The organism is Thalassospiraceae bacterium LMO-JJ14 (genome assembly GCA_021555105.2).
Taxonomy (GTDB): domain Bacteria; phylum Pseudomonadota; class Alphaproteobacteria; order Rhodospirillales; family Casp-alpha2; genus UBA4479.
Window position 1 is genome coordinate 1,647,018 of sequence record CP134604.1, and the last position, 13,617, is coordinate 1,660,634.

The following is a 13,617-nucleotide window of genomic DNA, read 5'->3' on the forward strand; positions in this document are numbered from 1 at the left end:
GAAAGAAGGCAGATTGATGAACGCAACACTTAACGAAACCATCGCCGAGCTTATGATCAAGCAGCGCGCCCAGCAGTTCACGCTGCTGAAAAAACTCGTGCAGACAGCGACGGAAACCCGCGGTGCCGGCTTGATGAAGGCGGCGGACAAGGTTGCCGGCCTTCTGGAAAGCATGGACTTCGAAGTTGAGCACCTTGTCCCCGAAGCGGAGCGGCTGGAAGCCAGGAGCCGTTTGCCGCTGCAGAATCTTGTCGCCAGAAAACGTTTCGGCGACGGCCCTGTCCTGGCACTCGTCAGTCATATCGACACCGCCGAGGCGCACCCGGGCTGGACTTTTAACCCGTTGGGCGGTGACATCGTCGACGGTCGTCTGTATGGACTGGGCGCTGTATCAGGCAAAGGGGATCTGACGGCACAGATTTATGCCATTCAGGCGCTTTTGCAGACCGGTGCCGGGATTAAAGGCACGATTGAACTCCATATCAGCTTTGATGGAGAAAGCGGCGGGGCATTCGGCGCCAAGTGGATGCTGGCCGAGCAACGGGTGGCACCGGACATGGTGATCGCCGGCGGTCCGGCGCGTGCGGTCGCGACGCATTCCACAGGCACGATGATCATGGACGTCGAAGTGCACGGCAAAACCGCACCTTCACATGCGCCGGAGAAGGGAACGGACGCCCTGGAAGCCGCGACGCACGCGCTTTCACGCCTGTATCAGTTCCGGGGTGGGTTAAAGGGGCACACCTCAAGTATGCCCGGTCTCGGCGCGCCTTCATTGGTGATTGAAAAAATTTCGGGTGGCGGCGATACCGGGGGCGTGCCGGACTTTGTTACTTTCAGATTGGACCGGCGCATCCTGCCCGAAGAGGACCCGGTACAGGTAGAAAAGCAATTGACGAATCTGATCGGCAGCACCATCGCCAAGATGCCGGGAGCGCGTTGCCGTATTCGGCGATCGGTGCTTATCCCGGCGATGGGCAATGACGATGCCGCTGCGCCGCTGGTCGCCGCACTTTCAAACCGGTTGCAAGCCAGGATCGGTGAGGAAGCAGCCGCACACGGCATCGCCTACGATCATGAAGGCCGCCACTATGCCGCAGCCGGTATTCCGACGGTGATGTACGGGGCAGGGCCGCTCGATCCCGTTGCAGCCGGGCTGCATAGTGCCGATGAACACTTGTTGCTCGACGATCTGCGTCTTGCCACCGAAGTGCTGGCGCTGACGGCCATGGATCTGTTGTCCGGCGCTTAACCCCACAAGGCTTGAATGGGTGAAATACCGGCCAAGACCTGCACTTTCCAAATACAGTTCTCAGGGTATGTTTAAATCGGGATATGTGTTTTTGAGATACAGATAAATATTCTCGGCGATGGCTTCGTTGCCCTGCACGTTGACGTGACTATCAAATCTGGCCCGTTTGTGGGGGACAGGACTTGGAATTAGATCCGCATCGATTGCCGCTGCTGTACTTTCCAGGAAGGCGTTGAGTTCAAAATACTGTTCTCTTGCTTTTTGACCGTCGGCGACACGAAGCCATGCGCGGTCCCACTGATACCTGCCCTCTTCATGATCGGAGAGCACGGCAAAATCACCACCGAAACTTTTGCTTAGTTTAGAGATCGCCATTATCAAATGGCGCGTCAGTGTCCAATGATATTTGCTGAAATCCTCTCTTTCCCAATCGCCGTCTATCAGTTCCGCTTTATTGCCCTCGGTCTGCGTAAGGATGACCGACAGTTTTTCTTTCTGCTCAGGGGTTAGATTTGATTTTGCAGCGGCCAGTTCAAAATCACTTTCCATGAATTTCTCAGGCAAGGACTGCAGGTTTTTAAAAAGCGGGTGATCCTGTGCGATTTCGAGAAAATACCTGATGCGGCCATCAACGAGGCTGTCATAGAAATAAGGTTCTTTCCGCTTGTGCTTCATGCTTCGAGTAACAATCCAAAGCCGCTTTAGAATTTCAGATTTCGAGATGATCTTTTTTCGTGTCCACGAAGAAAACTCGTCTTCAAAACGTTTGTTCACTTTTCGAGAAACGCTATTGCCTTCAACGTCATAATAGAACGGCTTGCGGGCGCCGGATTTTCCGGTGTCCAGATGCCAGGTGTTGTCTTGCATGTCATTACTGACGAAATGGTAGATAACCAGGTCCGGCTTGTAGTGCTGGCCTTCCAATCTCAGTGCTTCATAGGCCTGATCCGTACCCCAACCTGAATAGGATATATTTATGACCTCGGCATTTACGCCGGCACTTTTCAGCTTGTTTTCCAGAATGTTTGTGAACGTTTTTTCCTTGGGCACCAGATAGCCGAAGGTCATCGAATCGCCAAGAACCAGGACACGGAACGCATCGTTCTTGTTTTCGATCTGCCGGTCGCGATCGCGCCAGCCGGCATTGTTCACATGGTCGTAATACACGATGGACGTATCTGGATCTTCGACCCGGACAAGTTCATTAGGATAGAAACCCCATCCGTATTTGAGGCCGTTCGGCCGGTCGGCATAACCGACATTTGTGACGGATATGGGGTAGAAATAGTACAAGGCGTATTCAGCAGCGATAACGGTCAGGAAAAGTGAAACTGAAAACAATATAAGATTTTTAAAAATATTCTTCATATCTTCACTTCGCTTATTCAGTCCAGATCGAAGGCATTCTTGTAATCAAGCTTGAGTGCCGGGTCCTGATCTTCCTTCTTGAGGAAGCAGTCACCACAAACAAGAACTTCGATGTCCGAGCCCATGAAACAGCGGAAAGCATCTTCGGGCGTGCAGACAATCGGTTCGCCACGCACGTTGAAACTGGTGTTAACCACCACCGGGCAGCCGGTCTTTTCCTTGAAACGTTTGATGAGTGCGTGATAACGCGGGTTGGTTTCGGCATGTACAGTCTGAATACGCGCCGAATAATCGACATGCGTGACGGCCGGGATGTCCGAGCGCGGCACATTCAGCTTTTCGATGCCGAACAGCGCATTTTCTTTATCCGTCATTTCGCGGCGATGTGATTCAGCGACAGGGGCGACCATCAGCATGTAAGGGCTGTCGGCATCGATATCGAACCAGTCCGCGACATCCTCGCGCAAAATTGAAGGTGCAAACGGGCGAAAGCTTTCGCGGTATTTTACCCGAAGGTTGAGGGTCTTTTGCATTTCCGGAGAGCGTGGATCGGCAATGATCGAGCGTCCGCCGAGCGCGCGCGGGCCGAATTCCATCCGTCCCTGATACCAGCCGACGGCCTTGCCGTCTGCCAATGCCTGCGCGGTGCTGTCTATGGTCTTGTCGCCGTCCAGAACGCTGAACTTTGCGCCTGCGGCCTCGAGCCTGCTTTCAATTACCGCCTGCGGCAATTCAGGGCCGAGGTACGATCCCTTCATTCCGTCCATGGCACCGTTCAGCGTACGCGGTTTTTGCTGATAAAGATGATAGGCATTGAGTGCCGCACCCAGCGCACCACCGGCATCGCCTGCCGCAGGCTGCACCCAGACATTCTTGAACGCGCCGTCGCGCAGTATCTTGCCGTTGGCAACGCAGTTCAGCGCCACGCCGCCGGCCAGGCAAAGGTTATCGATCGAATATTCACGGGCCAGAGAGCGCGTCAGGCGCAGGACCACTTCTTCGGTCACGGCCTGAACGGATGCCGCCAGATCCATGTGCTTCTGGGTCAGAAGCTCCCCTTCCTTGCGAGGCAGACCATCGAAGAGCGCGTCGAACTTCCGGTTCGTCATGGTCAGACCGGTACAGTAATTGAAATACGACTGATCGAGCCGGAACGAACCGTCTTCTTTGACATCCATGATCTTTTCAAGGATCAGGTCCTTGAAGACAGGTTCGCCATACGGAGCGAGCCCCATGACTTTGTATTCGCCGGAGTTAACCTTGAAGCCGGTGTAGTAGGTGAAGGCGGAATACAATAGACCGAGCGAATGCGGAAAGTGAATCTCCCGGATCATCTTGAGGTCGCTGCCGTGCCCGATGGCGACGGACGTTGTCGCCCATTCACCGACACCGTCCATGGTGAGAACAACGGCCTCTTCGAAAGGAGAGGGAAAGAATGCCGATGCCGCATGACTCTGGTGGTGTTCCGAGAACAGGAGCTTGTTCTGCCAGTCGAAACCTTCATCAAACGCCTTGAATTTCTTTCTGAGCAGATCTTTCTGGAACAGTTTTTCCTTGAGCCATACCGGGATTGCCATTTTGAACGAACGAAACCCGAAGGGGGCAAACGCCAGGTAGGTCTCAAGCAGCCGTTCGAATTTTAAAAACGGTTTATCATAGAAAGCGACGAAATCGATCTCACCGAGTTCGATGCCGGCTTCTTCCAGACAGTACGAAATGGCACTTTCCGGAAACCGGTCATCGTGTTTCTTGCGCGTGAAGCGTTCTTCCTGCGCGGCGGCAATAACCTTGCCGTCTTCGATAAGCGCTGCTGCGCTATCGTGGTAAAATGCGGAAACACCCAGGATACGCAACGATTTCGATCCTCAGAAAATCGTATAGATAAAAGGCGCGACGGCAGACCCTTGGGAAAGCACGACGAGACCGCCAAAAACAGCCATCATGATCAGGATCGGCAACAGCCAGAATTTCTTCCGGGCTCTCAGAAATCGCCAAAGTTCTTCAATAAAAGCCATCGTATATTCCTAGAATTGGTTCTTCATGGATTCAGGTTCAGGGCCCGGTGGATCGCGTTCGATCCAATAGGATTTTGCTTGTACATCGAATTTCCGGTTGAGCGGGTCTTTACCGCATGCACGCATAACAAGACCCGTCGGAACCACGGTCAGGTAATACAACAAACCCATCACGACCGGATTGACGACTTTATACAGAAGCAGGCCGAACTTGAACCACAGCAGGTTTAAGGGTTTCAGCAACGGTTGGGCTATAAAAGCAGCAATCAGGAATAAAGCCGCAACGGCAAGCGCCCACCAGCGCGGGGGCAGGCTATGAGCAAGCGGCAAGAGTGCAACGATCGCAAACACGGCGGCGAAAACAATGCCGAAGCTCTTTTCCGAGCCGACCTGTATCTCGTCCTTATGTTCGAGGCTCTCGTGCATCATATGTTCCTGAATGAATGTGAGTTAGAGGGGTAATAGAAAGATCGACAATTGGCCAGAATTTTCAATCCTTGAAGCCGGGTACAGGGAAGCGCCCTTGTAAGACGCTGCCGAGCCAACGGACCGTGTCTGGCGGGCTTTCGGCTTCTGCCATGACGGCCAAGGCCAATGGTTTCAGGGATCCTGTCCGGCTGAAGGTTAAGCTGGGGGCAGGCTGTCGAACTCCATATGACGGGGAGTATTCCGTTATCCCTGTTGCCGCGGTCCATGTGTCCGGTGCGGAGATCGCAAGCAGGAAACACTGGCCCTGGCGCTCAATACGCCAAGTGCCTTCGCTGATTTGTTCAATCCGGGTCTCCGGCGCGAAGGTATAAGGAATTGTCACCGTGTGTTCGCCAGAACCTTCGAACCCGTCTGCAACGAACAGTCTGCGTGTGCTGCGCTCAAGCATGAAGCCGCGAACGGGTGTCACAGGGCTTGCCAATCGTTGATACCCTGAATGTCCGGCGACGAGAATATCCATCTCGGCTGAGGTGCTCCAGTGGCGAATATCGGGTGCTGCATCGTCACTGAGCCGCCAAAGCTGTTTGGGGCTGAAGCGATTGATCTCCGTGTTGTCGATGCAGGGCGTGTTGTGCGCCAATGTCGAACGGAAATGATTCCGGGCTTTCCAGTCCTGGGTATAGGCATAGCAGCCGGGGTCGACGATCAGGGACACGCCGTTCAGGCTGGCGGTAAATGACAGGCAGTCGTTATGCCCGTGTCCGCCACGCCCGGCCATGCCGACCGGTCCGGCATCGACGAAGACGAATGCATCATTGCCGCGCATGATATAGGCGCCTGCATCGCTGAAGGCGCTGCTCTGCGGCGGTGAAACAGTGACGGCTTCGGCACTCCCCTGGCCATGCCACCAGATCGTCTCGTCATGTGCCGGGCTTGCCGGTGTCCGGGAAAGAGCGCGCATCATTTCACCGAGATAACGATGATCGTTCATTGCCTGCGTGCCGAGCGGCAATGCCCGGCCATCGTCTGCATCGCCCCAGAGAGGAACTTCGCCGTCCGGCTGAGTCGCGGTGTCGCTGAACGTCCCCATGCTCATCAGACGCTTTATATAATCGTTATCGACAGGCAGTCCGACATTTTGCCGGGCCAGGGCGGGGAGCAGGAAAAGCTCTGCGACCAGGCGGTGATAGGGGAGGGAGCCTTCCCGGCAGACACCGTCATCCGGGACTTGCCGGGGAAATTCGGCTGACAACAGTTTCCACGATTTCTCGACCCATTTACGGGCAATGCCGCGGCCACCCAGCGCAATGCCGATCACTGCCCATCCCGCCAGATCGGCGATCAGATGGTTGCCGTTTACATCCGCGTACTCAAGATTACCTTCTATGAATTTCCCATGAAGTATCAGTGACTTGATCAGTCGTTCCTGAAAGTCTGCCTGCCGCCATGCCGTGCTGTTCTTGCAAGCCTGCGCAAGCCAGACCATTGAAATTGCCCGCAGCGCGACGTCCATGGCGCAGATCCAGTTGGGGCCTGCGCAAACCGGGTTCGATGCGACCCATTCCTCGATGATTACCCGGGCAAAGTCAGCAAACTTCTCGTCGTCGCTCAAAATATAGGCCTGTCCGACGGGCAGTAACCATTGCAGGCGGGAAAGTTCCCAAACGACCTTGATATCGGAAGGCTTGTCGAGATCATTGACGGGTAGGCGATGCGACGCCCGCATGGCCCAGCGCGTATTGGATTTGAAGTCGCACGTCCAGTCGATGGGGGTCGTGAGCGTGTGTGGCCCTGAGCCCAGGAAGTCGACCGTACGCGACAGGGCCGCGTCGGCCCGTGCCATGATACGCTTTTTGCTTTCCTCGCTGAGCTTTGATTTTATCGCTGCCGGTTCCGACAAGCCCGGAAACGGGTTCGCCGTTCTGAGGGTGGCGATGACATCGTCGAAGCTGCTGTGATCCAGCGCGGCGGCCATTGAAGATGTGCCGAGCCAGCGCTGCCAGCCGGGCATGACTTTGGCGGAGCGGCGCGCTTTCAGCCGGCGGACCAGCCAGCGATAAACGGCAAGCGGCGGTGGCAATGCTCTTGATAGATTCATTGCCGGAATATCCTCAGGCCACCCGGCCGTCGCCGATCCAGTGATCGTGCCAGGCCGTCAGGTTCAAAAGCACCCAAAGATGCAGGGCATTGTTCTGCCGCCCTTCGCGGTGATCTTCGAAGGCGCGGCGAATGGCGTTCGCATTGAGCGGGCCATTGTTTTGTGCAAGCGGCGAGCCCATGACCATGCTTTCGGCTTCGGTGCCGAAATCCTCACGGAGCCATTCAGCGGCCGGCGCGGCAAACCCCATTTTTTTGCGGTCGATAATTTCATCGGGAATGACACCGCGAAGCGCCTGTTTCAGCAGATGTTTGGTCTTGTAGCCATCGACCTTGAGTTCACGCGGTATATCCATCGTCAGGTCGACGAGTTCGTGATCCAGGAACGGGACCCGCGCCTCGATCGACGTCGACATGGTTATCTTGTCGACGCGCATCAGCAAAAGTTCCGGAAGCCGCAAACGAAACTCGGCATGGATCATTTTCGTGAGCGTGTCTGCGTTCGCATTTTCATTTGTAACCGCACGGGCAACGGTATCGATGATATTGCCGCTGTCGGCGGACCCGGCGCCGTCCAGCTCAAGCCCCTCGACACCGGTATCGATGTCGCGGGGATCGGGGGATATGCCTGATGCATTCAGATATTTCTCAACATGCACGGCCCAAAAGGCATTCGATCCACCATAGAACAGCTCGTGCCCGAGATTGATTCTGCGGCTGATCTCATATGCCTGCTCGAAAACCGAGCGGCGCCCGGGCATGGCGCGAGCCAGTGCGCCCAGCAGCGGGGAGGCGGCCCCGACCAGCCCCCTGAGCGCCCCCGTTCCCATGCGGTCGTGCAGTTTCAGATATTTCATGTAGCTGTCATAGCCGGCGAACTGTTCGTCCGAGCCTTCGCCGACCTGAACCACGGTGACACCGCTGTCCTTGGCCAGCTTGGACACGAAATAAAGGGGCACGCATACCCAATCGGAGATCGGCTCGTCCTGGCTGATGATCAGATCGTTCAGATAACCGCGCATGTCCGCGCCGTTGACGCGGATTTCATGGTGATCGGTTTGAAATTCCTTTGCCACCTTGTCCGCATATTCAAGCTCGTTCAGGTGGGTGTGATCGGAAAAGCCGATGGTGAAGGTTTTGACCGGCTGGTTTGAAATGCGGCTCATCAAGGCAACGTTGGCAGATGAGTCGATGCCGCCGGAGAGAAATACACCGAACGGCACATCCGACATCATGCGGCGGTCGATAGCGACTTCGAGACGGCGGAGAATCTCCTTCGAATAAAAATCGGCGGCGGCTTTTCCTGAAAGCCCGCGGACTTCGTCGCCGACGCCGGACTTGCCGGGAAGCGCATCCCAATAGCGCCGCGCCCGGGCCGTGCCGTCAGCTTCGACTTCCATGATGTGGCCGGCAGGAATTTTGAAGATGCCGCGAAACATGGTCAGGGGGGCGGGTGAAACCATGAAGCTCAGATAATGGGCGATTGCCGTGCCGTTGACTTCACGCGGCACGGCGCTGTCGGTCAGGATCGCCTTGATCTCGGATCCGAAAATGAAGCGCCCGCCGGCACGGGTGAAGTAGGTCGGCTTGATGCCGACCCGGTCGCGGACGATGGTCAGGCGCTTCTTGCGTTCATCCCAGATCGCGAACGCGAACATACCGATAAGGCGCTTTACCAGCCCGTCGATGCCCCATTCCTTGTAGCCGTGCACGAGAACTTCCGTGTCCGAGTGATCGGTGCGGAACTTGTACCCGGCGGCCTCCAACTCACGGCGAAGCTCGAGATGATTGTAAATTTCGCCGTTATAGGTGAGCTGGACCGTCCCTTCGGCATCGCTCATCGGTTGGCGCGCATCGTCGCTGAGGTCGACAATGGCCAGTCTTAAGTGGGAAAGTCCGACTTTTCGGTCGTCGGAAAGCCATGTCCCGGACCCGTCCGGGCCGCGATGCGGCATCGCCTGGTTGAGGCGAACGAGTTCCGCTTCATTAATTGATGCGGAGTTACCAAATGCGAGGATTCCAGCGATACCGCACACAGATGCATATTTCCTTAGTATGGTTGCAGGATTATGGCTCGTCAGAGGTGTACTTTATCAAACCGCTTGAGGAAAGAATGAACCTTGTACGCCTTCTGCGGGTCTTGTTATGCAGAAGAGGTTATTCGCCGGTTGCCGGCCTTGCTTCCGCACCGCTTCAAACGATGGGTAGAGAGACCGGGGACGAATTCGTGGCTTTCCTGTCACGTTGCACAATGATCGATGCCGCTGTTCGATATGTGCGCAAGGTGCGCGTTTCGCGTGGGTTTTCTCGAAAGAAGAAGCAAAAACAGATCGTTAACGTGCAGCTTCTTTGAGGACCCGGGCTGTTTTTTCGGCCGTTTGGGTCCAGGAGTATCGAGAGGCGCGGCTGATCGATTTGTTGCTCAACGTTTCGCGCAATGCAGCATCATCGACAACGCGCCCGATCACAGCGGTCATATCCGGGACCGAAAATGGATCGAAGTATTCCGGCGCATCGCCCGCGACTTCAGGCATCGCGGCAGTGCAGGAGCAAACGACCGGTGCCCCGCAGGCCATCGCCTCAAGCAAGGGGTTGCCGAACGTCTCGACGGTGGATGGAAAAACGAAGGCAAGACACGTCCGATAGAGTACGAGAAGATTTTCAGGTTTCTGGTAGCCCAGAAACTCAACGTTTGCCTCCAGACCGTGATCGGCCACGACCTTTTTCACGGCCGCGGAATATTCAGCATCAATTTCACGGCCGGCGACTTTCAGAATGAGCGACGGGCGGGTCTTTTGGACCTCGGCGAAGGCGAGGACCAAGTTCAGCAGGTTCTTTTGGACATAGATGTCGGAAACCGCGAGCAGGAACTCTTCACGCCGGGGGGGCGGCTTGCCTGGTGTGAACATGTCATCCACCCCATGGGGGATAACGGTCATTCGGTGGCGAATGAAATTGCCGACCAGCGGCCCGGCGGCGGCCCGGCTTGCAAACTCCGATACCGATATCGCCCGCTTGCAGCGCAATAGGGACAAAGAGGTGGCGATCGTGACCAGTAGCCAATAGAGAAGTTTGGCTGGGCGGCGCTCGACGGTAGAGACGGAGAGAGCGTTGCGCAGAAGGAGGACACTGTTTCTGGCCAGGAGGGGGCCGTAGTTGGCGGGCGAAAATACGACGTCGGGATCGATTTGCCTTGATAGTGATGAGAACTTCGTCTGCTCCCAGACATGAACACGCCAAAAACTGAGTTTGAAATCGACGATATGGACGCTCACCCCGCTGAGTATCTCACGGCTAAACGTGTCGCGCTGGCTCTGGTGCAGGCAAAGGTACACCTCCAGTCCCGGATCTCGGGCGAGGATCGGCAGGATGTTGCGCAGGTAAGTGACCCCGCCGCCACTCTTGGCATGCAGGCCATTGACCAGAACTCTGACCTTATCTGCTGATGTCATGAATCACCTGCACGTCGCCTACGACAAGGCGGCCAACTGGGGTCGCATTTTCCCCTGCCGACCCGGCGTGGGGGTCGCCGGCGCACTATCGGCTTGATGAACCGGGCAGGGCGTATTTTCACCTGGGATTACTATCACGCAGCTATTGCCACACTTTGCCAATCCAACGAAGCTTCGTCTTGGCCGTTTATCGCAAAACGACCATGGAACCCAGCAGTCGTATGTTGGATGTGCTGAGGCGGATTGCGCCGGTGCTCTGAAGATATTTCAGCCATAATGTGAGGCTACTTGAGAGAGATAAGGCCGTCCAGCGGGTTGAAGTGACAATACCAATCGGTTTCGGATTACCCAATGCACGTATAGCGTGCTAACAAGGATGATTATGAGCACTACGCGACCTGTCAGACATCAACGGCTTGGGGCATATTGAGACATTTTCAAAAGGCAGGCTTTCGAAAACGACGGCTAGCACATCAGCGGCAAGCCACTTAACATCATCAACAGAAGTGCAAGAACGCCCTGCAGCGTAACGCTTATCCGGCCCTGCGACTTTGACGACGGACATTTTATGACAGAAGACCCGAAACGAAATTCAGATGAAAACAAGGATGCTTTTGTGGAAACCAAGAGTCCAGGTTTCCCATGGCAAGAGCTTCTCGGTCTTTTCGTCCTGTTCTTGTTTCCGCTAATTTCTGTCCTGAACTTTAAGGCGCAGGTCGTTGTCATTCTGGCGCCGATAACTTTCTGGCTTCTGTTTTCTTCGGGAAAGCGGACATCTTGGCATGCCGACGGTAAGGCTGTCGTCGTCACACTGTGGGTGCTGATCATTTGGGCCGGGGTGACGCTTGGGTGGTCCCCGTCCGTTAGCGAGGGGACAGAACGCCTGTTCAAGTTGCTTGTCATTTGCGTGTTGGTGACGCTGCTGTGGCAACGTGAATGGGGACGGGATCTAATAAGTCTGATAGCCGGCAAGAAAGCCCTCCTTGCCCTTTGCCTTGGCGTTGTGTGCGGCGGCATTATATTTTTCTATAATCTCCAGCAAGCAGGCTGGAAGACCATCAGCGGCCAAGGGCCGTTCGTCGCTACGCTTGCGCTGTTGGTCGCCCCCAGCCTTTATCTCGCTGTGAATGCCGGCTTCCGGTGGTGGAAAATTGTCATCATCGTTTCGTTTTTTGCGGTTCCGGTGCTGGTATCCTCAAATCTCGCGGCTCAAATCGCATTTGTAACAGCAATTTTCGTGTTCACGCTGGCTTTGTCGGCGCCGCGCGCCGTCTATGTGGCTGTGGCCGTCGTTGGCGTCGCCATCTTAAGCGCCCCTGCGACTATGTGTATATTTGGCATATCTCCGCTCGATATCGATGCAGGGGGCTTCACAAGTCTATTTGGCGATCTCTCGGTCTCGGCATCGCACAGATTGGCAATATATGATTTTTCAATAAAAGCAGTTTGCGAAAAGCCACTGCTTGGTTGGGGACTAGAGGCTTCTGCGCATATCCCGGGAGGGCAAGAATATGTCCCCGGACTCGGTAAACGTAAATTCATTCCGTCCCATCCGCATAGTCTGCCGCTCCACATCGCCGTTGAAGTCGGAATCATCGGTTTAGCGATCGTCATCGCACTTTTCGGGAGCATTCTCGGAACCGTCAGCCGCCATTTTGGAAACCATCGGCGGGTGGCAGCCCTGTTGGCTGTTATAAGCGCGTTTCTGATCATAAGCGACCTGTCCTACAGTGCATGGGCGTCGTGGTTGCTTTGCACGGTAATATTCTGCGCTCTGATTACAGGGATCGGAGAAGGGGAAGCAGATCAGGCCGGTGAAAAAAAAAGGCTTCTCATTCTAGCCGCTGAAGACTGGTATTTCATTTCGCATCGTCTCCCTATGGCAAGGGGCGCGCAGAATATGGGGTTCGAGGTCACCGTTGCGTGCCGCTCTGTAGACCAGGGGAAGAACATCCTGCGAGAAGGCTTTGCGTTGCAGCCACTAAGGTATTTCAGGAGAGGCTCAACAAACTTAGCCATTGAAATTGTCTGCTTTCTGGAACTGCTTGTCGTGTATTTTAGGGTCAAACCCAATGTCGTGCTCCATGTCGGTATGAAAGCGGCCCTGGTGGGTTCCTGCGTTGCGTTCTTTTTTCCAGGCTTACGGATCATCAATTTGTTTCCCGGACTGGGCGCCGTATTTACGCGCAACCGGAAACGCTACTTCTTATTGAGACTATTGATCATCAACATATTACGAATTGTACACCGGCTAAAGAAGAGCAGCGTCATCGTTCAAAACATGGATAACCAGCGGTATATTTTGGAGCATGGCGTTACGGATGCTGAATCCGTTTATCTGCTTCGTGGCTCGGGTGTTGATACGGATCTGTTTAAGCCAAGAGAACACACGGCGGAAAAAAGACGGCCGACTGTAACGCTGGCTGGCCGCATGCTGTGGAGCAAGGGGGTCGGAAACTTTGTCGAGGCTGCAAGAATTTTGCGCAATCGCAAGGTGGATGTCCGCATGGCCTTGGTCGGCATTCCTGATTACGCGAATAATGAATATGTTCCAAGCGAACAGCTGATGCAGTGGAACGAGATGGGCATTGTCGATTGGCAAGGGTATCGCGATGACATGCACAATGTGTGGCAGGAAAGCGATATCGCCGCCTTTCCAACCTATTATGGAGAGGGCATTCCGCTGGCCCTCATTGAAGCCGGCGCTTGTGGTCTGCCTGTCGTCGCTACCGATACGGTTGGGTGCAGGGATATCATCGAGGATGGCGTCAACGGTATTTTGATTCCGAGAAACGATCCCGTTCGCCTGGCCGATGCCATCCAAACGTTGATTAACGATCCGAAGCTGGCGCAACAGTTCGGCAAGCGCATTCGCGCTGAAATAGTCAAAGATTATGCTGCTGGCAATATTTCCAAGGAGACCCAGAACATCTTGGAACGTTTGTATCTTGGCCACGGGTTATCCGGGTAATGCCAAACGGCATGGTTGGTGACAGCGGAAACG

Annotated in this window: 9 protein-coding genes; 2 read left to right on the top strand and 7 right to left on the bottom strand. The window is 55.1% G+C overall.

Annotated features, from left to right (window positions below; genetic code table 11):
* Positions 1 to 16: 16 nt before the first annotated feature.
* Positions 17 to 1,252 carry a M20/M25/M40 family metallo-hydrolase gene (locus L2D14_07945; GenBank protein WNK01352.1) on the top strand — a complete coding sequence of 412 codons (1,236 nt, stop codon included), beginning with the start codon at positions 17 to 19 and terminating at the stop codon, positions 1,250 to 1,252.
* Positions 1,253 to 1,312: 60 nt separating this feature from the next.
* Here the strand turns inward: L2D14_07945 and L2D14_07950 are convergent, their stop codons facing one another.
* The 7 genes from L2D14_07950 to L2D14_07980 form a co-directional block, all read right to left on the bottom strand.
* On the bottom strand, positions 1,313 to 2,620 hold the full coding sequence (locus L2D14_07950) for a GDSL-type esterase/lipase family protein (GenBank protein WNK01353.1): 1,308 nt from the start codon (positions 2,618 to 2,620) through the stop codon (positions 1,313 to 1,315).
* A 17-nt stretch (positions 2,621 to 2,637) separates the two neighbouring features.
* Entirely contained in the window at positions 2,638 to 4,473 is a 1,836-nt protein-coding gene (locus L2D14_07955; GenBank protein ID WNK01354.1) for a carbamoyltransferase, read from the bottom strand.
* Between the two features lie 12 nt (positions 4,474 to 4,485).
* On the bottom strand, positions 4,486 to 4,635 hold the full coding sequence (locus L2D14_07960; protein WNK01355.1) for a DUF5989 family protein: 150 nt from the start codon (positions 4,633 to 4,635) through the stop codon (positions 4,486 to 4,488).
* 9 nt (positions 4,636 to 4,644) lie between these two features.
* Entirely contained in the window at positions 4,645 to 5,061 is a 417-nt protein-coding gene (locus L2D14_07965; GenBank protein WNK01356.1) for an SxtJ family membrane protein, read from the bottom strand.
* A 64-nt stretch (positions 5,062 to 5,125) separates the two neighbouring features.
* Positions 5,126 to 7,162: an alginate lyase family protein gene (locus tag L2D14_07970; GenBank protein WNK01357.1), complete on the bottom strand. Its 2,037-nt coding sequence runs from the start codon at positions 7,160 to 7,162 to the stop codon at positions 5,126 to 5,128.
* 13 nt (positions 7,163 to 7,175) lie between these two features.
* Entirely contained in the window at positions 7,176 to 9,197 is a 2,022-nt protein-coding gene (asnB, locus tag L2D14_07975) for an asparagine synthase (glutamine-hydrolyzing) (GenBank protein WNK01358.1), read from the bottom strand.
* A 297-nt stretch (positions 9,198 to 9,494) separates the two neighbouring features.
* On the bottom strand, positions 9,495 to 10,613 hold the full coding sequence (locus tag L2D14_07980; GenBank protein WNK01359.1) for a glycosyltransferase family 1 protein: 1,119 nt from the start codon (positions 10,611 to 10,613) through the stop codon (positions 9,495 to 9,497).
* A 568-nt stretch (positions 10,614 to 11,181) separates the two neighbouring features.
* On the opposite strand from L2D14_07980, the gene L2D14_07985 reads away from it, so the two are divergent.
* The gene (locus L2D14_07985) at positions 11,182 to 13,584 is read left to right on the top strand and encodes a glycosyltransferase (GenBank protein ID WNK01360.1); all 2,403 of its coding nucleotides are present in this window, start codon (positions 11,182 to 11,184) and stop codon (positions 13,582 to 13,584) included.
* Positions 13,585 to 13,617: the final 33 nt, after the last annotated feature.

Coding starts and splice junctions, on each gene's coding strand:
- L2D14_07945 (WNK01352.1), top strand. CDS start 17: ATGAACGCAACACTTAACGAAACCATCGCCGAGCTTATGATCAAGCAG.
- L2D14_07950 (WNK01353.1), bottom strand. CDS start 2,620: ATGAAGAATATTTTTAAAAATCTTATATTGTTTTCAGTTTCACTTTTC.
- L2D14_07960 (WNK01355.1), bottom strand. CDS start 4,635: ATGGCTTTTATTGAAGAACTTTGGCGATTTCTGAGAGCCCGGAAGAAA.
- L2D14_07965 (WNK01356.1), bottom strand. CDS start 5,061: ATGCACGAGAGCCTCGAACATAAGGACGAGATACAGGTCGGCTCGGAA.
- L2D14_07970 (WNK01357.1), bottom strand. CDS start 7,162: ATGAATCTATCAAGAGCATTGCCACCGCCGCTTGCCGTTTATCGCTGG.
- L2D14_07980 (WNK01359.1), bottom strand. CDS start 10,613: ATGACATCAGCAGATAAGGTCAGAGTTCTGGTCAATGGCCTGCATGCC.
- L2D14_07985 (WNK01360.1), top strand. CDS start 11,182: ATGACAGAAGACCCGAAACGAAATTCAGATGAAAACAAGGATGCTTTT.